Raw genomic sequence first — 22,901 nt, forward strand, 5'->3', positions numbered from 1 at the left:
CGAACACCATGCCGAGACCTTAAACTCAGGCATGCAAAATGGAACGCTGCTCGCGGCTGTGGACCTGGGGTCCAACAGCTTTCGCCTCGAAATCGGCCGCTTTGACCACGGCCGCATACACCGCACCGAATACCTCAAGGAAACCGTCCGCCAGGGCAACGGGCTGGACGCCGACCGCAACCTGACCCCGGACGCCATGCAGCGCGGCTGGGACTGCCTGGCGCGCTTCGGCGAACGCCTGGCCGGCTTCAAGAAATACCAGGTCCGCGCGGTCGCCACCCAGACCCTGCGTGAAGCCCGCAACCGCGAGGAATTCCTCGCGCGCGCCCACAAAATCCTCGGTTTCCCCATCGACGTCATCCCCGGCCGCGAAGAAGCCCGGCTGATCTACCAGGGCGTGGCGCACCTGCTGCCGCAGTCCGACGAACGCCGGCTGGTGGTGGACATAGGCGGGCGCTCCACCGAAATGATCCTCGGCAAGGGCCTGGAAGCGCGCACCATGGAGTCCTACCGCGTCGGCAGCGTGGCATGGTCCATGAAGTATTTCCCCGACGGGCAATTCACCCCGCGTGCCTTCGCGACCGCCGAGGTGGCCGCCAAGGCGGTGCTCGACGAAGCCGTCAATGCCTACCGCGCCGGCGCCTGGGACGCGGCCTACGGGTCCTCCGGCACCATAGGCGCCGTCAGCGACGTGTTGACGGCCGCGGGCTGGCCCGCGGGCCTGGTCACGCGCGACGGACTGGACTGGCTGCTGGACCGCCTGCTCAAGGCGCAAAGCGCCGAGCGCCTGAAGCTCGACGGCATGAAGGACGACAGGCGCGCCGTCATAGGCGGCGGCGTCAGCGTGCTGCGCGCCGTGTTCGAACTGCTCGGCATCTCCCAGATGGAAGCCGCCCAGGGCGCCCTGCGCCACGGCGTGCTTTACGACCTCGTGGACCGCGAACACGACCTGACGGACCTGCGCTCCACCACCGTTCAGCGCCTGGCCGGCAAATTCAGCGCCGACCCGGTGCAGGCCCAGCGCGTCAGCAAGGTCGCGCGGCACCTGTTCGTGATGGCCGGCGCCGGCCTGCCCGCCGCCGATTCCGCGCGCTTTCAGCGCAAGCTCGAGTGGGCCGCGCAACTGCATGAAATCGGCAGCCAGATCTCCCACAGCGACTACCACAAGCATGGCGCCTACATCCTGGACAACGCCGACGCGCCGGGTTTTGCCCTGCCCGAACTGCACCGCATCAGCCTGCTGGTGCTGGGCCACCGCGGCAAGCTGCGCAAGCTCGAGGTCAACTTCGAAGACCGCGTGTTCATCCAGCAGCTGCTGTGCCTGCGCCTGGCGGTCATCCTGTGCCACGCCCGCCGCGACCCCGACCTCAAAGGCCTGCAGCTCGAATGCGGTGCGGAGCCCGGCCGCATCTTTGTACTGAACTGCCGCGCCGGCTGGGCGCAGGCCTTTCCACAATCGGCCCACCTGCTGCAGGAAGAAGTGCTGGCCTGGCAAAAGACGCCGTGGACGCTGGTCGTGCCCGGCCCCTGAGCCCCCTCTTTCGCTGCCGCCTGGCCGCGGCTTGACCGCTTTTGATCAAACCGTATAAACTGTATATACGGTTTATTCGACCGTTCACTCAAAAGGAAAAAGGATCAATCCATGGCAACCCGCAAAAAAGCAACTGCGAAACCCGCTGCACCGGCTCCAGCAACCCCCAAGGCTCCCGTGAAAACCGGGGCGAAGCCAGCCCCGAAAAAGGCGTCCCTCGCCAAGGCCCCGGCCGGCAAAGGCGCGGCCAAGAAAGCCCCGCTGAAAAAAGCCGGCGCTAAAAAGCCAGCCGCCAAGCCGCAGGCAAGCGCCAAGCCCGTGAAGGCCGCGAAACCAGAGAAAACCAAAAAGCCCAAGCTGGTGCGCGACAGCTTCACCATTCCCAAGGCCGAATATGTGGTGCTCGACGACCTCAAGCAGCGCGCCGCCAGACTGACCCGCCCCGCGAAGAAAAGCGAGCTGCTGCGCGCCGGCATCAAGCTGCTGGCCGGTATTTCCGATGCTGCTTTCCTGACCGCGCTGGAGCAGGTTCCCGCGATCAAGACCGGCCGGCCTACGCTGGGCAGCTAAGCTACATAGAGGCAACTTCCAGCATCCTTGCGGGTGCTGGGTTGCTCACCGGGCCGCCTTCCGCCGGGTTTTGAGCGCCAGGTAGACACTGGTCCCCATCAGCAAGACAAACAGCGCGAGTGCCATTGCCTCCACGGAGGTCGCCGTCCCGTCAAATACCATGCCCACCCACCGCGGCGGGTATAGAGGAAAGAACGCGAGCGCAACCAGCACCGGGAAATGCGCGTGCGGCGGCTGCAACACCAGCGACAAAGCGGCAGCAAGCAAGCTCGCCAGCAAATATCCGATGACGATAAAAAGTGCGGCTTTCATGGTGTTCCAAGGCTCGAGATGAGAAGCGTGAAAAAGCTGCGATTCAACGCCAGGCGAATTGCCGGCGTTGAACAATTTGCAGGCATAGCGTTCAAAGCTTGGGATCTGGAAATGGCAGCTTATCCTGCGAACTGCTCGGCTGGGCCACCCATTTGCCACTACGGCGGTAAAAGTCGGCTTGGGTTTCCGAACTTCCTGCACCTATCTTCAAGGCCACCGTKCAAGCGACTTGCCCTGGGTGCTTGGCATCAACAGCGGGAATGCAGGTGCCCAGCTTGACTTCGGCATTTTTGTACTCTTTCATATCCAGCATCTCGAGCAGTGCTTGCGTGGCCTCTTTTGTGTCGGGCAAAGCGGGTGTGCCGGCTTGCGCTGCGGGCGGAATGACGGCCGCAGGTTGCGACGATGTTTCGCTGCAGGCGGAGCAAAGAAGCAGTGTTGACAGGATGATGGTGTAACGCATGGCGAATTCTTTCTTGTTGTGCTTGATTCAAGCTTGGAATGCATTGTGAGCAAGCGCTGCCGCGATGGGAAACGCGAATGCCGCAAGAATAATGCAGAGATAAACCCGATCCTTGGCCACCGAAGGCTGGGCAACACCCGCGTACCAGACCCACCCCCACGCGACTGAGATGAAAATCACCGCGCCAGCAAGAAAGGAATGCATCGAGCTTGCGCTGGAGACTCCCCACATGGCGCCGGCGATGAGCGCACTCGCGCAAGCGACGCCGGTGGTGGTTTCAGGGGGGTTCTGGGCGTTCACCGGTTCCGGCGTAGTTGCCTGCGCTTCCCAGATCAGGCCGGCAACAAGACCAAGTATGGCCAGGACGATGCCCTGCAGGGCACTCAGCCAGGGAAACAGATGCACCAGGACAATTGCCAGCGCACTACTGCCAACAAGGCACAGCATGACGCGCCAATGCAAGACAAGAAGAATGAGCGAGAGTACTCCATCGAGATCCATTGAGCTTGATGCGCTTTAAGGCTTGAGACGGCCGGCGGCCAGGCTGAACGAAGCGCCTTCATCCACCCAATTCATCGGTCGGCTCCGTGCCCTTGAGGGAAGTCCATTTGGGAAGGGTCAGGCCTCAGTTCATCTTCAAGCATGGATGCTCGGCGACTTCATCAATGGTTCGTTCTTCAATCTGGCGCGACTTGCCCATGCCGAGCTTTGTTCCAGTTGAATTCACAACACAATCAACTTTCCACGCGTTGTCCTCGAGCCGCACCAGGTAGCCAAAGAAGTCGACCATTTCTTCACCATTGGACTTCCAGCGCTTTTGATAGAAGATCCGCCCGACGTTTGCCCGCCCTTCGGCCTTCACAAAATCAAAGCCGTCCAGGCTCGTCGAGTACTTCGATACCCGCTGCAACGCGGCGCCGGCCTCGCTCTCGGGAGTTCCGGCTTTACGCAGGTTCCCAAGGGTCTCGTTCACAGCGGCCTTTGACCTGACCTTTCGATAGGACGCGAGGTTTCCAGCCCGTTCCGCTTCGAGCATGCCTTTGTAGGCGGCCTCGGCTTGAACCACGAACTGGTTTGACTTTTGGGCCGTATTTGCAGCGGCCGCAGGCTGGCCAGACGCATTGCCCAGTGCACAGACAAGGACTGCGAGCGTTAGAACCTGTCGAATATCGTTTCTCATGTAACTCCGCCTATTGAGGCCTAAGGGTGAAGGTAACCGGCTGCCGGAGTGCGCAGAACGGGGAACGGGGAACGGAAAACGAAATGGGCGGATGTGTCGCGCCACGTCGCAAGAAATTGAAGCAGGGCCAGTGCACCAAATGTACAGCGACGCCCTCAGTCGAGATGTGCAGCTATCGAGGCAAGGGAATCATGCGGTCTAAGGCTTTAGAGGGGAAGAGAAAAGAGGTGTGACCTGGCTTACCCCGGAACGCCCTCTCGATTGAGAGATCGGGTGCGCGGTATGTCAGGCGTTTGTCGCTAGCGTTTTTCTGGCCTTGCGTCAGTAATAAGCCGCAAGAATGACATGAGGGCCTCTTCTGCCAGTGTTCCGTGTTGCTTTCCGTCGTAATCAACATCCAGCAAGCTCGCGGGCTGATACTTGCCGAAGAGGTATGCGTGAATGCGTTGGACGCGTTGCGTGTTTTCAAGCGTCCCAGGTTTCAGGTTATCGGGAGCTATGTGCATTGCCACGAGCGACAGGAACTCTTCGTCGGTGAGTTCCGCAAAGTTTTTGCCGAAATATGCCTGCGCGGCGGCCGCATAACCATGAACAGGCTGACCATTCTTGCTGCCCAGGTAACAGATATTCAGGAACAGTTGCAATTGATCGTTCTTGGAAACCAGCGAATCCAAGGCGTATTGCGCAATCAGCGTTTGGCGAACTTTGGCGATGCCTCGCTTGAACCCGTTGGGAAAAAAAATGAGCTTGACCAAACCTTGGGTAATGGTCGTCATTCCTGCGCCGGGAGTTTCAAGATCGACACCGTGATGCCGAATAAACGCCGGATCCTCGATCGCCAACAACATGGCTTGCCTATCCTTGGACAAGTCAGTGAGTTTCAGCTGGGTCCCAAAGCGTTTCCAGGTTTCGGAAACCAGCGACGGCGTCGCAACTCGCGCAGCCCTGACTTCGTTGGCGTAATAGCCGGCTACGGCAATCAAGGCTAGCGCACCTGCACCCGAGAGCCATAGGACCGTGCGAATGATGGCTTGACCGATCTTCATGTTGTGGCTGACGTCATTCTGATTAGCGCCTGCTCATTGGGGAGGAAACTCAGGATAGGCAGGTAATTGGTCAGCGACGTGAAGCCAGGGCAAGCGCTTGGACTCCCAGTAGTGAAAAGTGGGAGGAACCAGGCTTGGTTCATCGAGGCTGCCGATCGTCAGGTCGATAAGCCCCGGGATGTACTCTGCCGTGAAGCAGATCTGCGTCCCGCAGTGAGAGCAGAAACCGCGCTTTGCACCCGGCGATGATTCATAGATCGTGGGTGGCGTCGCGAGAAACGAGACCTGGGAGAGCTCATACATTGCCCAGGCGACTGCCGGCGCCGCATTGGCTCGCCGGCACATGGTGCAGTGGCAGAGTGCAGCCATCACCGGATTCCCTGAGATGCGGTAGCGGACTGCTCCGCATTGGCAACCACCATCAAGCTTTTGCTCTGGCATGAGAGCTCCTATTGGCATCTGTTCCGCAAGAGGGAAAGCGGTACAAGCTTGTTCGTTCGCATCGCGCGTTCAACTCCTGTTTTTTCTTCTCTTCTCGGCGGTGGCCCGTTGCTCCTCCGTCCAAAGAGGTTCGACTCCTTTGGTATATCGATACCAAATGAGCCACGCTCCGAAGCAGAGCCCTCCAATCTCAAGAGACACGCTCCAGATCGTCCTGTCACTGTAGGCGAAGAGGAGCCCTCCGTTGAACAGCAAGCATAGTGGCCCCAACAAAAATGCGGGAAGTCGCTCCCATGGCAAAAAAGCTAGACCCACTGTCATTTCCCCTTGTAATGGACCTCTGTAAACGCCTGATGCAATGTATGCCGCCAAACCTACGACGGAAGCTGGCGGCTGCAATCCAACCTGGGCATACAACCGCTGCAAAGCCCGCAATGTTCCACGGTTCGCTCGAACGAGTTGTTAGATAGGAATATTGGCCTCACGGAGATGACGTTCCACGACTCTTTTGACCGCGGCGTGTTGATACTTCTCGCATTCGGGATTGAGCCTTTCGAGTTCGAGCACAGCCTCAACTACTGCGTCTGCACCGTTTTGGATCTGCGCCTCGACGCGTGAGGGTTGACGGAGCGCATCACAGTACCCCAGGCGTTCGCATAGCTCAGTCAGCATGCGGCTCACCGTGATGGATGGCTCTTGCGATGACATTCCCGCTACCTAACGTGAAGATGACCGGAGCATCAAAATTTGAGGCGAAGTCGCCTTCTGCTGTTGTGGGTCCGCATCAATTGACGGCTTATATCGCATTGGCACTACCTCCTGAATTCCTTCTCCACCTCAGGCAGGCGAAATCTCTCGAACGGCGACAAGCCGGCGGCTGCATACAGCCCTGGGTCCGCGCACTGCAATACCTTCCGCGATCCATCCGGTCGAACAACCAGCAAAGACGCATCGGACTCCGGGATGTTGCTGTTCCCATACGCGTTCAGCACATAGGAAAAATCATTGCTTGAGAACTGTACGACTGCGACGACCCAACGGCCACCGCGCTCCGTCGAGTACCGAAAATGACCGACGGGAGATGCTTTCTCAGCCGGGTATACAAGCTCCACAGCGCCGACTCGTCCGAAGCGGTATTGAATCCAGGCGGGCGCGACGGTGCCACTTGATTTCGCGGCACAGAATGAGAGCGCTTTACTCCGCATACGGCAAGTGAAGAGAGTATCTTCGCTTGCGGTGCAATGACTTGCAGGTGGTGCAGCCATTGCCGCGGTCGCGAGAACGGGAAGCGTGAGGGTGAAGAGGCGCCCAAGCGTCATGCGCAATGCACACGGAAAAACCTGACGGTTGCAAACTGATCCGAACATCCCCCCTCCCGTAAGCCGCTTGCACGCTGAATTTCAAAGCAATGTACTGCAAATCCATGCAGTCATAAAAATTTCATGCAACCCGCAATGCTCCCATGCAGCCGGCCCTCCCGTTTGCCGGAGCAGTTCCCCAAGTCAAGCCGAACTTTTGACCAATCCAAGACTGCGCAGATTTTCCTGCAGTTCAGCGACGGTGCTCCACGGCAGGATCGGGGAATTCGCCCGCTCGTCGGGAGGGTTGGACGGTAGTTCATCAGACCACCCGCCGCAGCCGACCAGCGGAAGCAGGGGCCGCTTGTGCAGCCAGGCCAGGTGAACCTCGGATTTGGTGCCTGCGCGGCCACCGATGACGATGCAGGCATCGCCGGCCAGGGCCATCAGCAGATTGCGGGCATCGCCCATGCCACAGGGCAGCACCACCGTGGCGGGCCACTCCGGCCCGGGCATCTCATCTGGAGGCACGATGCTGAGCACCAGGCCGTTGGCCTGAATCGCACGCTCTGCGGCAACCCGAGTGGCGGGGCTGCCGCATCCGCTCACAACGGTGATGGCCAGTTTGGCCAGCGCCTCGCCGGCCTGGCCGGCGAGTTCGTAGGCGCGGGAACCGGGCTCGGCGCTGCCGAGTATGCAAACTTGGGGTTTTCGGTGGGAAACGATCATGGTGGGGCCGTGCCGACTAAGGTGCTATGCCTGAGAAAATAAATCTAGCGACACAGTGAACCCGCCAAAAATGGAGAGGCCAATCGAGCGATTAAGCGCCTGCATTTGTGCCAGAGCCAATGAATAGGCCGATCGGAACGCATACACCGAGCCCGATAACGGTGCGGAGCCAAAATTCCCTAAGCGGCATAAGCCGGCTTCGAACTTCAACAACGAAAGTGATGAAGAACGAGATCAAGGCAGCCAAAACGGCATGGAGAAGCAGTTCTTCCGGTTGCCGTGCACCTAAATTCGCAATGACCAAGATCACGGCTACAGCTTCCACAACGTACTCAGGAAACTTTAGCAATGCCAATGTCCTGTCGGTTAGGGGTGCTCCTCTTGCCTTGGTAAACCCCTGAACGAAACCGAACGGAATGGATGCGACAACCGTAGCGAGAAAGATCAACGCTCCATAGACGAGCACGAGTGTTAGGTTCATAGGCTGCTAACGTAAGCAATGACCGGGACATAAGAATTGCGGGGAGCTGCCTTATACAGATGAGGGCCCGCGTCGATCAACATGTTAAGTACCCACATTGTGGTTCCAGTAGCTTTCAAGGGCTTTTGCTGCATCCGGCCGTTGCACGTAGCCTGCCTTGGTCGAAACAAAATAGAGAAACTGAACTATTGCGCACCTCTGGCTGCTGTCAAGCAACGCAAGCTGCTCAACCTGATAGACGTAGCCAGCCGGATCTTTGGCGCTCGGACTCAGTGAGAATACGACGCTCCCGATAATATCCGTCTCCCAGATCGGTCTGTCGACGTGTTTGATCGCATGGCGGATGTACGCAGGAAGGTAGTACTGAAAATCCTCGGCTTGCATATGTGCGAGCAAACACCCGCATGCCTGAATTTCAGTTTCAGGAATATCCTGCCACTTGAAATCGACTCTATCCCTTCCCGCCTGTGTCCACTCCTGATGGGTGATCTCTCGAGACATGCCATACCGATCAGTCAGGAAAAATTGACGCAGAGAAGTTGCAGGTCGCACAACGCCGTTGAATGCGAGTTCGATCTCTCTTAACAGTTCATCTGCATCCACGGAAAAACTGGCCTTAAGGTTGACCGAAGAGCTGGCATAGCCAGGTCCATTCAAATGCAAGCTCAGGTTTGGGCGCCTGCGACATGAAGTGCAAAAATGACGGGGGCGGCGATTTGGGCCACATAAGGCAGGTGTTCGGCGAGAGCGGCATTCAGGCGATTATCCCTTCCCATACGGCCCCGCATCGCGGCCGTGCCACACCGCACAAGCTCAGAGCACTTCCGGCGACTGCACCGTCACCACCACGGTCTGGTTGTGCCCCTCGCGGTCGCGGCTGCGCAGCCACCAGAGCGCGCCCTTCTTGACGGGGCAATCGCTGGCCTGCAGGCCCAGCAGCTGCGCGATGGTTTCGCCGAGGATGGGCTGGTGGCCCACCACCAGGATGGGCGACTTGGCCAGGGGCCATTGCACCAGTTCCAGCAACTGCGCGGCCGTGGCATCGGGGGCCAGTTCGTTCCTGATCTTGTATTTGCGCCCCAGCGCCAGCGCCGTCTGCTCGCAGCGGCGCGCCGGGCTCACGAAGATGCGCGCACCTTCGGGCAGCTGGCGGTCCAGCCAGTTGGCCATGCGGGCCGCCTGCTTCTCGCCGCGGGCAGTGAGCGAGCGCTCGAGGTCGCTGCCTGCCTGTGGATCACCTTCTGGCCAGTCTTCCGCTTCCGCATGACGCCACAAGATGAGGTCCATGTCATTTGTCCTGGTGTTGGGGGGCGGTGTAGCGGGCCATCAGGGCCGCCTGCGCCCCGTGGCGCGGCAGGTCGCCCTGCGGGTTCACGCGCAGGTAGCTGCCGTCGGGCTGCAGGTCCCAGGCGTCGCGCCCGTCGTGCAGGTAGGCCACCAGGCATTCGTCGATGATGCGCCGTCGCAGCACCGGGTCGGTCACCGGCCAGGCCAGCTCCACCCGGCGCAGCATGTTGCGGTTCATCCAGTCGGCGCTGGAGAGCAGCAGCGTTTCCTCCTCCGCGCAGCGGAAGTAGAACACGCGCGAATGTTCGAGAAAGCGGCCGATGATGGAGCGCACGCGGATGTTGTCTGTCACGCCCAGGACCTGCGCCGGCAGCATGCAGGCGCCGCGCACGATCAGGTCGATCTTCACGCCGCGCTGCCCTGCCCTCACCAGCGCCAGCATCAGGTCCTCGTCGGTCAGCGCGTTCATCTTGGCGACCAGGCGCGTGTCCTTGCCCTGCAAAGCGGCTTCGCCGAGCGCGTCGATTTTTGCGATCAGCTTGTGGTGCAGCTGGAACGGAGCCAGCAGCAGGTGGTGCAGCTTGGGCAGCCGGCTCTGGCTGGCCAGGTGCACAAAGACGTTGTCGATGTCCGCAGTCGTCAGCGGGTCGGCCGTCAGGTAGCTCAGGTCGGTGTAGAGGCGCGCCGTGCGCGGGTTGTAATTGCCGGTCGACAAATGGGCATAGCGCACCAGGTGCTTGCCTTCGCGGCGCGTCACCAGCAGCATCTTGGCGTGGGTCTTCAGGCCCACCACGCCGTAGACCACCTGCGCGCCAATCGACTCCAGCATCTCCGCCCAGTTGATGTTGGCCTCTTCGTCAAAGCGCGCCTTGAGCTCCACCACCACGGTCACTTCCTTGCCGCGCCGCACGGCTTCGCGCAGCAGCACCATGAGTTCCGAATCGGCGCCGGTGCGGTAAATCGTCTGTTTGATCGCCAGCACCTGCGGGTCGTTGACGGCCTCGCGCAGGAAGGCAAGCACACCCTCAAAGCTCTCGAAAGGCTGGTGGATGGACACGTCGCCCTGCTTGAGCCGCTCGAAGAAAGACTGGCCGGGCAACAACTGCGTCGGGTAGCAGGGGCGGTAGCTGGGGAACAGCAGCTTGGGGTCGTTGACCAGGTCCACCAGCTGCGTCAGCCGCACCAGGTTCACCGGGCCATGCACGCGATACAACGACAGCGTCGGCAGGTTGAACTGCTTCAGCAGGAAGTTGGCCAGGTATTCCGAGCAGCCCGCCGACACCTCCAGGCGCACGGCCTGGCCGTAGTGGCGCTGCTCCAGACCCTGGCGCAGGGCGGTGCGCAGGTTCTTGACGTCGTCCTCGTCCACCGCCAGGTCGGAATGGCGGGTGACGCGGAACTGCGAAAACTGGCCGACCTCGCGGCCGGGAAAGAGCTCTGCCAGGTGCGCGCGTATCACGCTGGAGAGCGACACGAACAGCCGGTCCTCCTTGTGGTGGCCGCGCGTCGGCATGTGGATCAGCCGCGGCAACACCCGCGGCACCTTGACGATGGCGATGTCGTTCTCGCGGCCGAAAGCGTCGTGGCCGCCCAGCCGCACGATGAAGTTGAGCGACTTGTTGGCCACCTGCGGGAACGGATGCGACGGGTCCAGCCCGACCGGGATCAGCAGCGGCCGCACTTCCCGCTCGAAATACTCCTTCACCCAGCGCCGCTGGGCCGGGTTGCGCTCGCCGTGCGAGACCACTCGTATGCCCTGGCGCTCAAAGGCCGGCAGCAGGTCGTCGTTGTAGAGGGAGTACTGGCGCGCCACCATGTCATGCGCGGCGGCCGACAAGGCCTTGAAGGATTGCACCGAATAAGGTGCTTTTTGCTCACCGGCCTGCGCCGCCGTCAGGTGGGGCGCGGTGCGGACTTCAAAAAACTCGTCGAGGTTGGAAGAAACAATGCACAGAAACCGCAGCCGCTCCAGCAGCGGCACGTCGGGGCGCTTGGCCCAGTCCAGCACCCGCTCATTGAAAGCAAGAATGCTGTGGTCGCGATCCAGGAACTGGACGCTTGGCGCGGCAGCGGCCACCGAGGCGGGTGAAGTGGGCATCAACAAGGTGGTTACATGTCATTAAACGTAAGTCACAGTGTTGACTTCTTTCATGACAGTGGCGTGACAGTACTTTTGACTGATGGTGCACCGGCCTGAAAAGGCTGGCAAGTACTGCCCTTGCTGGTGTCGGGGTTGAGCTGAGCGCTGTTTTTGCCCGCAATTACCAGGAAAGACTCGAACAATTGCGCCGCATGGCCCCAGCTGAAGTCCAATGCGCGCTGGCGCGCCTCGTGGCGCGGTACGGCCAGCGCACCGTAACAAGCCTGTTGCAAATCTTCGTTCATGACACCGCCGTGACAGCTTCCGTCGGCTTTTCCCAGCACTTCCAGCGGGCCGTCGACCGGATAAGCCGCCACCGGCGTGCCGGCGGCCATGGCTTCCAGCATCACCAGGCCAAAGGTTTCCGAACGGCTGGGGAACACAAAGACGTCGGCCGCAGCATAGACCTTGGCCAGTTCGTCGCGGGCCAGCACACCCATCCAGCGGACCTGGGGATAGCGCTGCTTGAGCGACTCTTCGAGCGGGCCGACGCCGCACACCACCTTGGTGCCCGGAATGTCCAGCTTGAGGAAAGATTCGATGTTTTTTTCGTAGGACACCCGGCCCACAAACAGCGACACCGGGCGCAGCAAGGTTCCCATGGGCGGGTGCAGGCGCGGCTGCGGCTCGAAGCTGAAGAGTTCGGTGTCCACGCCGTGCGTCCAGCCGCGCAGGTTCTTGAAGCCGCGTTCTTCCAGCATGCGCAGCACGCCCTGGGTGGGCACCATCACGCCCGACGAAGGTCTGTGGAAATGGCGGAACAGCGCATAACCCCAGGACAGCGGGATTTTGAGCGCCGCATGCAGGATCTCGGGGAATTTGGTGTGGAAGGCCGTGGTGAAACGCAGGCCGCGCTTGAGGCAGTAGCCGCGCGCCGCCCAGCCCAGCGGGCCCTCGGTGGCGATATGGATGGCTTCGGGCTGGAAGGCGTCCAGCTTTTCGGTCAGCCCCCGCTTGGGGCGCACCGCCAGGTCTATGCCGGCATAACCCGGGCAAGGCCGTGTCTTGAAGAGATTCGGGTGTATCACCTCCACCTGGTGGCCCAGCTCCGCGAGCTCGCGCACCAGTTCCACCAGCGTGGTGACGACGCCGTTGACCTGCGGCTGCCAGGCGTCGGTGACCAGGGCGATCCTCATGCGACCACCGTGGAAGCTGCGTGGCCGCGGCCCTGGGTCTCGTGGGCCGGTGCCCAGTGCACCAGCTCCAGCGTGCCGTCGAAATTTTCGACCAGCGCGGTGCGGCTTTCCACCCAGTCACCGTCGTTGCAGTACAGCACGCCGTTGATGTCACGCATCTCGGCACGGTGAATGTGGCCGCAGACCACGCCCTGGTGGCCGCGCCGGCGCGCCTCGTTGGCGACCGCCACCTCGAAGTCGGTGACGTAATTGAGCGCGCTCTTGACCTTTTGTTTCAGGTAGGCCGACAGCGACCAGTAGGGCAGCCCCATGCGGCCGCGCAGGCTGTTCAGGTGGCGGTTGAGTTTGAGCGTGAATTCATAAAGGTTGTCGCCCACGTAGGCGAGCCACTTGGCGCACTGCACCACCGCGTCGAAGTAGTCGCCGTGGATGATCCACAACTGGCGTCCGTCGGCGGTGGTGTGCACGGCTTCATCGATGACCTCGATGCCGCCGAACTGGTTGCCGATAAATTCACGCGCAAACTCATCGTGGTTGCCGGGCACGTAGATGATGCGGCAGCCCTTGCGGGCGCGGCGCAGCAGCTTTTGCACCACGTCGTTGTGCGACTGCGGCCAGTACCAGCGGCGGCGCAGCTGCCAGCCGTCCACGATGTCGCCCACCAGGTAGAGGTTGTCACTGGGGTGGGCCTTCAGGAAATCCAGCAGGGCCGCCGCCTGGCAACCGGGCGTGCCCAGGTGGATGTCGGAGATGAAGATGGTGCGGTAGCGCTTGCGCAGCGAGTCGTCATCGTCGTGGTCGTCACCGCCCCCGCCGAATCCGTTGCCCAGCGCCCCCATGGCGTCAAACATGCTTCGCATCAGGCCTCCGTGGCGTTGCCCGGCACCGGTTTGCCGGAGAAATGCTTGAGGTAGCGCGGCGGCAGGTCCGCGATGCGCATCATCATGGGCAGATCGGCCGAGTTGAAATCAGGGTCCCAGGCCGGCGCGCCCAGCACCTTGGCGCCCAGGCGCAAATAGCCCTTGATCAGCGCGGGCGGCTCCACGTCCAGCGTGTCGTCGAGCTTTTCCACGGGCAGGGCCAGGCGCGGCGTGACGCGGTACTCGATGGCGGCCAGGTGCGTCTCGCGCACCTGGCGCCAGATGCTGGCGGCCGCGTGGCCGTTGGACACGCCGTTGTGCTGCATGGGGATGCTGGCGCAGCCGATCATGGTGTCCAGCTGGTTGCGCGACATGAATTCGGCCAGCGCGCCCCACAGCGCCAGGATGACGCCGCCGTGGCGGTGGTCGGCATGCACGCAGCTGCGGCCCAGCTCGACCATGCGCTCGCGCAGCGCGCGCAGCCGCGTCAGGTCGAATTCGGTGTCGCTGTAGGTGCTGCCCACGCGCTTGGCCTGGGTGGGCGTGAGCACGCGGTAGGTGCCTATGACTTCCTGGCTGTCGGCGTCGCGCACCAGCAGGTGTTCGCAGTAGTCGTCAAACAGGTCCACGTCGTGGCCGGGCAGCGTCTTGGACAGCGTGGCGCCCATCTCGAGCGCGAAGACCTGGTACCTCAGGCGTTGCGCCTGCCGGACCTCGTCCTGGTGCCGGGCCCAGCTGACCGAGATTTTCCCCACGGGAGCCCTTTGAACAACGGCTGGACCGACAGCATGACCGCTTTGATGAAGTGACCCCCGTGGCATTGCGACTGGCGACAATGCAAAGGTGGGATTGGGCAGTTCTTTCATGGCTAACTCCTTGTTTCCTGTGTCTCGACAACTTCGGTTTTGACCAGCTTCAGCAAGCTCACTCACTCACTAACTCACTAACTCACTTACTCATTCGGACCCGCGGTTTTTTTCCGCCTGTAAAAAAGCCCCATCAAGGGGCTTCGACACTCAATCAGCAGCGGCCAGCGAAACCGCCTTGCCGCGCCGCCCCAGCCCGGCCATCAGCGCCGGCCGCGCGTTCGACAAACCTTCCAGCCAAGGCCGGGTGCCGGCCTTGAAGCGCAGGCCGCCGGGACTGTTGGCCAGGGCCTTGGCCGTGCAGCGCAGGATGCGCAGGCACTGCTTGTTCAAATCCTGGATGCCGGCGCCCAGGCCGCGGGCCGCGCCGGCGTCCTGCCTGTCATGTGTCTGTGAGTGGAGTCCCATCGGGTGCTCAGTCATGCTGGTCATGACGAGATTCTGGGAGCGGGGGGTGACGCGTTCGTGTCAGTTCAATGGCAGTTGTGTGACACGCCGCGGCAGGCCTGGAGAAGTGGCTGGAAAGCCACAGGCCGGGAAGGAAACGGAAGGGAAATCCGTAGGGGGAACAACAGCGCGCGGGGTCTGCGCGCTTGGTCAGGGCAATGCCGGGCGGGACTAAGCCCGCGTGATGCGCTCTCCGCGCTCATTGATGACCTGCTCGCCGTCTTCCTTGCTGAAGGCGCCGCGCTGCGGCAGCGGCAGGATGTCGAGCACGGCTTCCGAAGGACGGCACAGGCGTGTGGCCAGCGGCGTCACCACGATGGGCCGGTTGATCAGGACGGGGTGGGCCAGCATGGCATCCAGCAGTGTGTCATCACCCTGCCCGTCCAGGCCGAGTTCCTGGTAGACGGCCTCTTTTTGCCGCACCACATCACGGACCGGCACGCCCATCTGCGCAATCAGTTCCCGCAGCTTTTCGCGCGTGGGCGGTGTCTTGAGGTATTCAATAACCTCCGGCTCTATGCCGGTGTTGCGTATCAGCGCCAGCACATTGCGCGAGGTGCCGCATTGAGGGTTGTGGAAGATCGTGACCTGGGGGGCGGATGGCATGCGTTTTAGCTCCTGGTGAAGGCGATTTGAAGGGCGTAGTTTGCATCAATTCAATAATTCAATTATATTTGAACTATGGAATCTTTAATGCAAACTCTGCCAGCTACCACCCTCGATGAAGGCGCCGCCGTCAAGGCACTGGCCGCCCTGGCCCAGGCCCAGCGCCTGCGCGCTTTTCGCGCCCTGGTGGTCGCCGGCCCCGAGGGACTGACACCGGGCGCCATCGCCGAACAACTGGGCATCGCGCCCAGCGCGCTGTCTTTCCACCTCAAGGAACTCTCCAACGCAGGCCTGGCCGGCAGCGAGGCGCGCGGCCGCAACCTGATCTACCGCGCGAATTTCAGCCAGATGAACGCCTTGCTGGGCTATCTGACCGAGCACTGCTGCGAAGGCGGCGCCTGCGAAGTCGATCCCAAGGCCGGTTGCGCCACCTGCTAATCCCCCCTCACCACCACCCCAGGAGAGCCCCATGAAACGCTTCCATGTCCACGTCCATGTCAAAGACCTCGAAAAAAACATCGCCTTTTATTCAGCCATGTTCGACCAGCAGCCCGCGCGCACCGAAGCCGACTACGCCAAATGGATGCTGAGCGACCCGCCGGTCAACTTCGCCATCTCCACGCGCGGTGACGCGCCCGGCGTCGACCACCTGGGCATACAGGTCGACCAGGTCGAAGAGCTGGAAGCCCTGAAGGCCAATGCGACCCGCGCCGACATGACCCTGCTYGACGAAGGCTCCACGACCTGCTGCTACGCCCGCAGCGACAAATACTGGCTCACAGACCCGCAAGGCATCGCCTGGGAACAGTTCCACACGCTGGGCAGCATCCCGGTGTTCAGCGAGGCGAAGCCCGCAAACGCCTCGGCCTGCTGCGCCGCGGCGGACGGCAAGGCATCGCGCGCGGCCCCGGCGTGCTGTTGAACCCCGCCACGACCAGCCGCGACGCAAGCCCTGGCGTGCCACCGCTGGCGCGCCAGGCGCTCGCGGAGTTCGTGGGCACAGCCGCCCTGCTCTGCGCCGTCATAGGCTCGGGCATCATGGCCGAGCGCCTCTCCGCCGGCAATATGGGTGTGGCCCTGCTGGCCAACACGCTGGCCACGGCGTTCGCGCTGTATGTCCTGATCGAACTGCTGGGCCCGGTCAGCGGCGCGCACTTCAATCCGCTGGTGACCCTGGTTCTCGGGTCTCAAACCAAGGCCTCCGGCAAGCGCACGCGAAGAACCCTGCTTTTCATCGCCAGCCAGTTGCTGGGCGCGGTGGCCGGCGCCTGGCTGGCCCACGCGATGTTTGACCTGAGCCTGCTGCAGTTCAGCCACAAGATCCGCAGCGGAAGCGGCCAGTGGCTGGCCGAGGCCGTCGCGACCGCCGGGCTGATCCTTGTCGTGCTGCGCGCGCCCGCGGCCAAGGCCCCGGCCATGGTCGCCTGCTACATTGGCGCGGCCTACTGGTTCACCGCCAGCACCTCCTTCGCCAATCCGGCGGCCGTGCTGGGCCGCATGCTGTCGGACAGCTTTGCCGGTATCGCGCCGGCCAGCGCGGCGGGCTTTGTGGCGGCACAAGCTGTGGGCGCACTCGCGGGCGTGGCGCTGCACCGCGCCTTGGGCGGGCCGCAGGCCGCGAGCGACAAGGGCTAAAGCTTTGCTACGCTTGCGACCGTGACCGTTTCAAGCCGCACCGCCACCATCGCCCAGCTGGGCATTGCCCAGACGCTGGCCTGGGCCTCCAGCTACTACCTGCCCGCCATCCTCGCCGTGCCCATGGCGCGCGACCTGGGCGTCAGCACGCCCACGGTGTTTGCCGCTTTTTCGGCCGCGCTGGTGGTGTCCGCGCTGCTCGGGCCGGCCGCGGGCAAGGCCATAGACCGAAACGGCGGCCGGCCGGTGCTGGCCGCCAACAGCCTCGTGTTTGCCGCCGGCCTGGTGATGCTTGCGCTGGCGCAGGGGCCGGTGGGCCTGTTTGCCGGCTGGGTGATCCTGGGCGTGGCCATGGCCGCCGGCCTCTATGAAGCGGGTTTTGCCGCGCTGGTGCACCTGTACGGCAAGGACGCACGCGGCGCCATCACCGGCATCACCTTGTTCGCCGGTTTTGCCAGCACCGTGGGCTGGCCGCTGTCGGCCTGGCTGGAGCTTGAATGGGGCTGGCGCGCCACCTGCCTGGCCTGGGCGGCGCTGCATGTGCTGCTGGGCCTGCCGCTCAACTGGCGCCTGCCAACTTCGCCTGTCGCGCCGGCGCCCGCCGAAACCCATGCGGATACAGCCCCGCCTGACGCTGCCGCCTCCACGCCATCACACAGCGCCACCCGCACCGCCGTGCTGCTCGCGCTGGTGTTCGCCGTGACCTGGTTTATCAGCACCGCCATGGCCTCGCATTTGCCGCGCCTGCTACAGGCCCACGGCGTGCCGCTGGCCACGGCGCTGGTGTTCGCCGGCCTGGTCGGCCCCGCCCAGGTGGCCGGCCGGTTGCTCGAATACGGTTTGCTGCGCAACATCCACCCGCTGGTCTCGGCGCGCGTGGCCGGGAGCCTGCACACGCTGGGCGCGATGGCCTTCCTGTTTTTCGGCGTGCCGGCCGGGGCGGTCTTCACCTTGCTGCACGGCGCCGGCAACGGCGTGCTGACGATTGCCAAGGGCACGCTGCCGCTGGTGCTGTTCGGTGTACGCGACTACGGCGCGCGCCAGGGCCTCTTGATGGTGCCGGCGCGCTTTGCGCAGGCGACGGCGCCCTGGCTGTTCGGACTGGCGATTGATTCTTTCGGCGCGGGTGCGCTGTGGTTTTCAGCGGCGTTGGGGCTGGTGGCGTTTGCGGCCTTGATGCTGCTGCATGACCTTGCTTCGGCCAGGCCTTAGTCCAGCCATTTCTGAAAGAACCGAGCCTGCCCCATGGCCGGGTCCAGCTGGTAGCCGGCAAAACCCACGCGCTCGTACAGCTTGACCGCGCCCGCATTGCCCTGCAGCACTTCCAGCGTCAGCTTGCAAGCGCCGCGCTCGCGTGAGATTTCATCGACCAGCGCCAGCATTTTTTCACCTATGCGCTGGCCGCGATGGCCGGGCAACACGGCCACGTCGTGGATATTGACCAGCGGGCGGCAGGCGAAGGTCGAAAAGCCTTCGATGCAGTTGACCAGTCCCACGGCTTTGTCGCCGTCGAACGCGAGCACGCTGAAAGCCTGCGGGCGCGCGGCGAGCTCCTTGACGAGATGGGTTTTAGCGAAGTCGCTGAGCGGCTTGCCGCCGCCGGCCGGGTCTTGCGCGTAGCTGTCCAGCAGTTGCACCAAGGCGCGCGCGTGATCCGGGTTGGCGTAGTCGGCGCGGCAGACGTTCAGGGAAGACGAGGAGGATGGAGAAGCGAGTTCGGTCATCAGGTGATTTTAGGGACACCGGCTCTTTGAGGCAGGTGAAGCCCATAAAGCCTTGCTGCATTGCCGCCCATCACCGCCGCCTGGGCCTGCTCGTCCAGGCCTTCCAGCAGTTGCCGCGAGGCCAGCCACCACAGCGCGTAGGGCGCGGCCAGTTCCAGCACCGGCCAGTCGCTGCCCCAGACGACACGATCAGTGCCGAAGCTTTGCAGCACATGTTCGCACCAGCGCCTCACCTCGCCCGGCGCCGGGCCTGGGCCGGCTTCGGTCAGCAGGCCGGAGAGCTTGCACATGGCCTGGGTCTCCGTGGCGATGCGCGCGAGGGCGTCGGCCCAGGGCTGCCACTCGCCCGCCGCGATGTCGGGCTTGGCGCCGTGGTCTATCACCATGCGCAGTTCGGGGTGGCGGCCGGCCAGGGTCAGGATGTGCGGCAGGTGCACGGACTTGACCAGCGCATCGAAGACCAGGCCGCAGCCGGCCATGGCGCGCAGGGCCGGGGCGGCCGCGGGCTGCAATATCCATTCGGGATCGGCGATGTCCTGCAGCATGGGCCGCAAGCCCTTGAGGCGCGGGTGCCGCGCCAGCGCCTCTATGCGGGCCGGCGCGTCGGGCGCCAGGAAATCCACCCAGCCGACCACGCCCAGCACGGCCGGGTTGGCGTCGGCCTGGGCCAGCAGGAACTGCGTTTCCGCCTCGGTGGGCGCCGCCTGCACCAGCACGCCGCCGCGCACACCGTGCGGCCGCGACTGCGCCTGCCAGTCGGCCACGGCCACGTCGCGGTAGATGGGCGCCAGGGCCGGCGTGAGCCAGCCGTAGTCGCCGCGCGCCAGTTCCCAGCAGTGAAAGTGCGCGTCAATTTTCATCATGGTGTGGGTGCATCCGCTGGCAAAAGGCCCTGGGCGCGCAAATCCGCCCAGAAGGCCGCTGGAATTATGTGCTGCATCATCGCCACCGCGTCGGCCCATTCGGCGACCTTGCGCGCGCCCAGCATCACGATGTCGACGGCCTGGTGGGCCAGCGGAAACTGCAGCGCCGCCGCGCGCAGCGGCACGCCGTGCGCCGCGCACACCGACTCGATGCGGGCCGTGCGCTCCAGCCACTCGCGGGCGGCCGGCGCGTAATTGAAGCTGGCCGTGCCGCCACGCACGCCGGTTGCCAGAATGCCCGAATTGAACACGCCGCCCAGCGCGATGCGCACGCCGCGCGCCGCGCACTGCGGCAGCAGCGCCGGCAGCGCGCTGTGGTCCAGCAGGCTGTAGCGCCCGGCCAGCATCAGCACGTCCAGCCCGGCTTCGCGCAGCACCTGCAGCACCACGTCCACGTCGTTGGTGCCCAGGCCGATGGCGCGTATCAGTCCCTGGTGCTTCATCTCGCGCAGCGCGGGCAGGGTTTCATCGAGCAATTGCCGCAGCACGGCGGGCGCGCGCTCGCCGTGCGAGGCCACATCCGGGTCATGCACATAGACCACGTCCAGCCGCGGCAGGCCCAGGCGCTGCAGGCTGTCCTCCACGCTGCGGCGGGTGCCGGCCGCGCTGAAATCCCAGGCTTGGTTGAAGGGCAGGATGTCCACATAGCCGTGCTGGGCGCGCGCCGCATTTGCATCGGGCCGCAGCAGCCGGCCGACCTTGCTCGATAGCACATAGCTGTCCCGCGGGTGGCCGCGCAGCGCGTCGCCCAGGCGCCGCTCCGACAGGCCGTGGCCGTAATGCGGGGCGGTGTCAAAGGTCCGGCAGCCGTCGGCCCAGGCGGCATCCACCACCGCCCGGGCCTCGGCGTCGCTGACGGCGGCAAACAGGTTGCCCAGGGGTGCACCGCCCAGGCCCAGCCGCAGGCCGCTTTCTTCACAGGCGGCAAAAACAGGGGCCATGTCCACGGTCGTCGTCATATTTTTGTTCTTTCAGGGTTAGTCCTGATAAAAGTTTAGCCATGTTATGACTAACATGTCAGTCATCAACAGCGGGAAATCCCGATGTTTTGCAAAAACCAAGGTTTCCCGGCTGCCACTACTTCCGCCTTCCATGCTTAAAAACATCCCGTCCCTGCTCACGCCCGACGCCCTGCACGCCCTGGCCAGCATGGGCCATGGCGATGACGTGGCCATTGTGGATGCTAACTTTCCGGCCGCCCAGGTGGCCCGCAAAAGCGGCGCCCGGCTGGTGCAACTGGCGGGCGCAACCGCGCCGCAGGCGCTGGCCGCCGTGCTGCGGCTGCTGCCGCTCGACGATTTTGTGCCCGATGCCGCCTGGACCATGCAGGTGGTGGGCGACGCCTCCGCGGTTCCCGCGCCGGTCGCCGAATTCGCCACCGTGCTGCACCAGGCCGGCGAGCGCCCCGCGGTGTCGCTGGAGCGTTTCGCGTTTTATGAACACGCGCAGGCGGCCTTCCTGATCCTGCAGACCGGCGAGCAGCGCAAGTACGGCAACATCCTGCTGCGCAAGGGCGTCATCTCCTGCGACCACGCCTGAAGCCCGTGAGCACGGCCTCCCCTTCCGCTCCCGTCAGCCTGCGCGCGCAGGCCTATGCAAGCTTCCAGCGGCAGATCGTCGACGCCAACATTCGCCCCGGGCAATTTGTCTCGCAGCGCGAGCTGATGCAGCTGCTGGGCATGCCGCTGGGCGCGGTGCGCGAACTGATCCCGCGGCTGGAGGCCGAGGGCCTGGTCAAGACCGTGCCGCAGCGTGGCCTGCAGGTGGCCCATGTGGACCTCAAGCTGATCAACAACGCTTTCCATTTGCGCGGCCTGCTGGAGCGCGAAGCCGCCAGCCGCTTCGTCACCACGGTGTCCGACACCGACCTGGCCGCCATCGAACAAGCCCACCTCAACATCGTGAGGCGCGCGCGCAAAAAAGCCATCGACGACGCGCTGCTCGAAGATGCCACCACGGTGGACTGGGGCCTGCACGACCTCATGATCGACACGCTGGGCAACGAGCTGATCTCCGAGGTCTATCGCATCAACAGCCTTCGGGTGCGCCTGATCAAGCTCGAAGCCTCCTCCCTTTCCCCGGAGGTGCTGATTCCCGCGATGGAAGAGCACCTCTGGTTCATCGATGCCCTCAAGCGGCGCGACGCACAAGCCGTGGTCGACCGCCTGGGCCATCACATCGAGAGCGCGCACCGCCGCGTGCTCGGCCTGCCGCGGTCCGAAATACCGTGGTCTCTGGAGATCCCTGAATGACGAGTTCCTTTCCCGCCGCCGAAAAATCGTTTCGCGGTATCTGGCCCGCCCTGCTGACGCCGCTCACGGCCGGCCTGGACATAGACCACGCCAAGTTCGCCGCCCACTGCAAGTCGCTGATCGCCAGCGGCTGCCCCGGCGTGACGGCCTTCGGCACAACGGGCGAAGGCCCCTCGTTCTCAATGGCCGAACGCAAAGAGGCCATTGACCAACTCATCAAGAACGGCATCCCCGCCGCGCAGATCATGGTCTCCACCAGTTGCGCCGCCCTGCCCGAAACGCTGGAGCTCACGCGCCACGCCGTGAAAGCCGGCGTGCACGGCTGCCTGATGCTGCCTCCGTTTTTCTTCAAGGGCGTGTCGGACCAGGGCATCATTGACAGCTACCGCTACGTCATCGACGGCATGGCCGGCACGCCCTTCAAGCTCTACCTGTACCACATCCCCCAGGTCACCGGCGTTGCGCTGTCGCACCATGTGATCGCCACGCTCAAAAAGCAGTACCCCGACACCATCGTCGGCATCAAGGACAGCGGCTGTGACACCGAACGCTCGGTTGGCCTGGCCAATGCCTTCATGAAGGACATGACGGTCTACGTCGGTTTTGAACTCGACCTGCCCGAGATGGGCAGGCGCGGCAGCACCGGCGCCATCAGCGGCCTCGGCAACTTCATTCCGCGCCTCGTCAAACGCCTGGTGACCGAGCCCGAAGCGCCGTCGACGCCCGCCGAACGCGAACGCGTGAGCAAGCTCATGGACCTGATAAACGGCTATTCGGCGATGCCCGCGCTCAAAGGCATCATGGCCACGTTAAGCGGCGATCCCGGCTGGCTGCGCGTGCGCGCGCCGCTGGTGGCCCTGACCGGCCCCGAATACCAGGCGCTGGAGAAAAAAGTCACCGCTTTCGGGATTGATACAAAATCCGAATGAGCGCCCGTAAGTGCCGGATAAGCGCTGAATGCCGACCCGGGGCCT

At 63.4% G+C, this 22,901-nt stretch carries 28 protein-coding genes; 9 read left to right on the top strand and 19 right to left on the bottom strand.

Going from position 1 to position 22,901, the window contains the following annotated elements; all coding sequences use genetic code 11:
* The first annotated feature begins 31 nt into the window (after positions 1 to 31).
* Together ppx and AC1D1Y_RS08595 are read left to right on the top strand one after the other, a co-directional pair.
* Positions 32 to 1,531: an exopolyphosphatase gene (gene ppx / locus AC1D1Y_RS08590; RefSeq protein ID WP_477681967.1), complete on the top strand. Its 1,500-nt coding sequence runs from the start codon at positions 32 to 34 to the stop codon at positions 1,529 to 1,531.
* A 111-nt stretch (positions 1,532 to 1,642) separates the two neighbouring features.
* Positions 1,643 to 2,101: a hypothetical protein gene (locus tag AC1D1Y_RS08595; RefSeq protein ID WP_477681968.1), complete on the top strand. Its 459-nt coding sequence runs from the start codon at positions 1,643 to 1,645 to the stop codon at positions 2,099 to 2,101.
* A 45-nt stretch (positions 2,102 to 2,146) separates the two neighbouring features.
* Here AC1D1Y_RS08595 and AC1D1Y_RS08600 read toward each other — a convergent pair whose 3' ends face one another.
* The 16 genes from AC1D1Y_RS08600 to arsC all read right to left on the bottom strand — a co-directional run bounded on the left by AC1D1Y_RS08600 (position 2,147) and on the right by arsC (position 15,393).
* Positions 2,147 to 2,413 (bottom strand): hypothetical protein, encoded by a 267-nt coding sequence (locus AC1D1Y_RS08600; RefSeq protein WP_477681969.1) that lies wholly within the window; start codon positions 2,411 to 2,413, stop codon positions 2,147 to 2,149.
* A gap of 91 nt (positions 2,414 to 2,504) precedes the next feature.
* The gene (locus tag AC1D1Y_RS08605; RefSeq protein ID WP_477681970.1) at positions 2,505 to 2,876 is read right to left on the bottom strand and encodes a hypothetical protein; all 372 of its coding nucleotides are present in this window, start codon (positions 2,874 to 2,876) and stop codon (positions 2,505 to 2,507) included.
* Between the two features lie 27 nt (positions 2,877 to 2,903).
* On the bottom strand, positions 2,904 to 3,377 hold the full coding sequence (locus AC1D1Y_RS08610; protein ID WP_477681971.1) for a hypothetical protein: 474 nt from the start codon (positions 3,375 to 3,377) through the stop codon (positions 2,904 to 2,906).
* Between the two features lie 124 nt (positions 3,378 to 3,501).
* A complete protein-coding gene (locus tag AC1D1Y_RS08615; protein WP_477681972.1) occupies positions 3,502 to 4,056 on the bottom strand; it encodes a hypothetical protein in 555 nt (184 codons plus the stop codon).
* A gap of 299 nt (positions 4,057 to 4,355) precedes the next feature.
* The gene (locus AC1D1Y_RS08620; protein ID WP_477681973.1) at positions 4,356 to 5,102 is read right to left on the bottom strand and encodes a transglycosylase domain-containing protein; all 747 of its coding nucleotides are present in this window, start codon (positions 5,100 to 5,102) and stop codon (positions 4,356 to 4,358) included.
* A 33-nt stretch (positions 5,103 to 5,135) separates the two neighbouring features.
* On the bottom strand, positions 5,136 to 5,543 hold the full coding sequence (locus AC1D1Y_RS08625; RefSeq protein ID WP_477681974.1) for a GFA family protein: 408 nt from the start codon (positions 5,541 to 5,543) through the stop codon (positions 5,136 to 5,138).
* A gap of 1,502 nt (positions 5,544 to 7,045) precedes the next feature.
* Complete coding sequence (locus AC1D1Y_RS08630; protein ID WP_477681975.1) at positions 7,046 to 7,570, bottom strand: SLOG cluster 4 domain-containing protein; 525 nt, start codon at positions 7,568 to 7,570, stop codon at positions 7,046 to 7,048.
* A 91-nt stretch (positions 7,571 to 7,661) separates the two neighbouring features.
* Positions 7,662 to 8,051 (bottom strand): hypothetical protein, encoded by a 390-nt coding sequence (locus AC1D1Y_RS08635; RefSeq protein WP_477681976.1) that lies wholly within the window; start codon positions 8,049 to 8,051, stop codon positions 7,662 to 7,664.
* 84 nt (positions 8,052 to 8,135) lie between these two features.
* A complete protein-coding gene (locus AC1D1Y_RS08640; RefSeq protein ID WP_477681977.1) occupies positions 8,136 to 8,708 on the bottom strand; it encodes a DUF6714 family protein in 573 nt (190 codons plus the stop codon).
* A 156-nt stretch (positions 8,709 to 8,864) separates the two neighbouring features.
* Positions 8,865 to 9,338, bottom strand: coding sequence for a SixA phosphatase family protein (locus tag AC1D1Y_RS08645; RefSeq protein WP_477681978.1), 474 nt, complete (start codon positions 9,336 to 9,338; stop codon positions 8,865 to 8,867).
* Between the two features lies 1 nt (position 9,339).
* Positions 9,340 to 11,436, bottom strand: a complete 2,097-nt coding sequence (ppk1, locus tag AC1D1Y_RS08650) for a polyphosphate kinase 1 (protein ID WP_477681979.1) — start codon at positions 11,434 to 11,436, stop codon at positions 9,340 to 9,342.
* A gap of 50 nt (positions 11,437 to 11,486) precedes the next feature.
* Complete coding sequence (locus AC1D1Y_RS08655) at positions 11,487 to 12,614, bottom strand: glycosyltransferase family 4 protein (protein ID WP_477681980.1); 1,128 nt, start codon at positions 12,612 to 12,614, stop codon at positions 11,487 to 11,489.
* Positions 12,611 to 13,474, bottom strand: a complete 864-nt coding sequence (locus AC1D1Y_RS08660) for a UDP-2,3-diacylglucosamine diphosphatase (RefSeq protein WP_477681981.1) — start codon at positions 13,472 to 13,474, stop codon at positions 12,611 to 12,613. Before AC1D1Y_RS08660 ends, AC1D1Y_RS08655 begins: the two co-directional genes overlap by 4 nt.
* Positions 13,474 to 14,340 carry a GNAT family N-acetyltransferase gene (locus AC1D1Y_RS08665; RefSeq protein ID WP_477681982.1) on the bottom strand — a complete coding sequence of 289 codons (867 nt, stop codon included), beginning with the start codon at positions 14,338 to 14,340 and terminating at the stop codon, positions 13,474 to 13,476. The genes AC1D1Y_RS08660 and AC1D1Y_RS08665 overlap by 1 nt, the downstream gene beginning before the upstream one ends.
* Before the next feature lie 150 nt (positions 14,341 to 14,490).
* A complete protein-coding gene (locus AC1D1Y_RS08670) occupies positions 14,491 to 14,772 on the bottom strand; it encodes a hypothetical protein (protein WP_477681983.1) in 282 nt (93 codons plus the stop codon).
* Positions 14,773 to 14,958: 186 nt separating this feature from the next.
* Complete coding sequence (gene arsC, locus AC1D1Y_RS08675; protein WP_477681984.1) at positions 14,959 to 15,393, bottom strand: arsenate reductase (glutaredoxin); 435 nt, start codon at positions 15,391 to 15,393, stop codon at positions 14,959 to 14,961.
* 75 nt (positions 15,394 to 15,468) lie between these two features.
* Here arsC and AC1D1Y_RS08680 point away from each other — a divergent pair, with 75 nt between their 5' ends.
* From AC1D1Y_RS08680 to AC1D1Y_RS08695, 4 genes are read left to right on the top strand one after another with little or no spacing between them, the layout of a single operon-like run.
* Positions 15,469 to 15,831: an ArsR/SmtB family transcription factor gene (locus tag AC1D1Y_RS08680; RefSeq protein WP_477681985.1), complete on the top strand. Its 363-nt coding sequence runs from the start codon at positions 15,469 to 15,471 to the stop codon at positions 15,829 to 15,831.
* A gap of 31 nt (positions 15,832 to 15,862) precedes the next feature.
* Complete coding sequence (locus AC1D1Y_RS08685; RefSeq protein ID WP_477681986.1) at positions 15,863 to 16,315, top strand: ArsI/CadI family heavy metal resistance metalloenzyme; 453 nt, start codon at positions 15,863 to 15,865, stop codon at positions 16,313 to 16,315.
* Between the two features lie 35 nt (positions 16,316 to 16,350).
* Entirely contained in the window at positions 16,351 to 17,028 is a 678-nt protein-coding gene (locus AC1D1Y_RS08690) for an aquaporin (protein ID WP_477681998.1), read from the top strand.
* A gap of 21 nt (positions 17,029 to 17,049) precedes the next feature.
* Positions 17,050 to 18,240, top strand: a complete 1,191-nt coding sequence (locus AC1D1Y_RS08695) for an MFS transporter (protein WP_477681987.1) — start codon at positions 17,050 to 17,052, stop codon at positions 18,238 to 18,240.
* On the opposite strand, the gene AC1D1Y_RS08700 is transcribed toward AC1D1Y_RS08695, so the two are convergent.
* From AC1D1Y_RS08700 to AC1D1Y_RS08710, 3 genes are read right to left on the bottom strand one after another with little or no spacing between them, the layout of a single operon-like run.
* Positions 18,237 to 18,752, bottom strand: coding sequence for a GNAT family N-acetyltransferase (locus AC1D1Y_RS08700; protein ID WP_477681988.1), 516 nt, complete (start codon positions 18,750 to 18,752; stop codon positions 18,237 to 18,239). The two genes, AC1D1Y_RS08695 and AC1D1Y_RS08700, sit on opposite strands and share 4 nt — an antisense overlap.
* Entirely contained in the window at positions 18,752 to 19,612 is an 861-nt protein-coding gene (locus AC1D1Y_RS08705) for an amidohydrolase family protein (protein WP_477681999.1), read from the bottom strand. Before AC1D1Y_RS08705 ends, AC1D1Y_RS08700 begins: the two co-directional genes overlap by 1 nt.
* Complete coding sequence (locus tag AC1D1Y_RS08710) at positions 19,612 to 20,634, bottom strand: aldo/keto reductase (RefSeq protein WP_477681989.1); 1,023 nt, start codon at positions 20,632 to 20,634, stop codon at positions 19,612 to 19,614. Before AC1D1Y_RS08710 ends, AC1D1Y_RS08705 begins: the two co-directional genes overlap by 1 nt.
* Before the next feature lie 133 nt (positions 20,635 to 20,767).
* On the opposite strand from AC1D1Y_RS08710, the gene AC1D1Y_RS08715 reads away from it, so the two are divergent.
* Genes AC1D1Y_RS08715 through AC1D1Y_RS08725 form a run of 3 tightly spaced genes read left to right on the top strand, consistent with a single transcriptional unit; the run spans position 20,768 to position 22,856 of the window.
* Positions 20,768 to 21,214, top strand: a complete 447-nt coding sequence (locus AC1D1Y_RS08715) for an RbsD/FucU family protein (RefSeq protein WP_477681990.1) — start codon at positions 20,768 to 20,770, stop codon at positions 21,212 to 21,214.
* A gap of 5 nt (positions 21,215 to 21,219) precedes the next feature.
* Complete coding sequence (locus AC1D1Y_RS08720; RefSeq protein WP_477651519.1) at positions 21,220 to 21,927, top strand: GntR family transcriptional regulator; 708 nt, start codon at positions 21,220 to 21,222, stop codon at positions 21,925 to 21,927.
* A complete protein-coding gene (locus AC1D1Y_RS08725) occupies positions 21,924 to 22,856 on the top strand; it encodes a dihydrodipicolinate synthase family protein (protein ID WP_477681991.1) in 933 nt (310 codons plus the stop codon). The genes AC1D1Y_RS08720 and AC1D1Y_RS08725 overlap by 4 nt, the downstream gene beginning before the upstream one ends.
* Positions 22,857 to 22,901 lie beyond the last annotated feature (45 nt).

The sequence above is a fragment of the Polaromonas sp. P1_G1 genome (genome assembly GCF_056405595.1).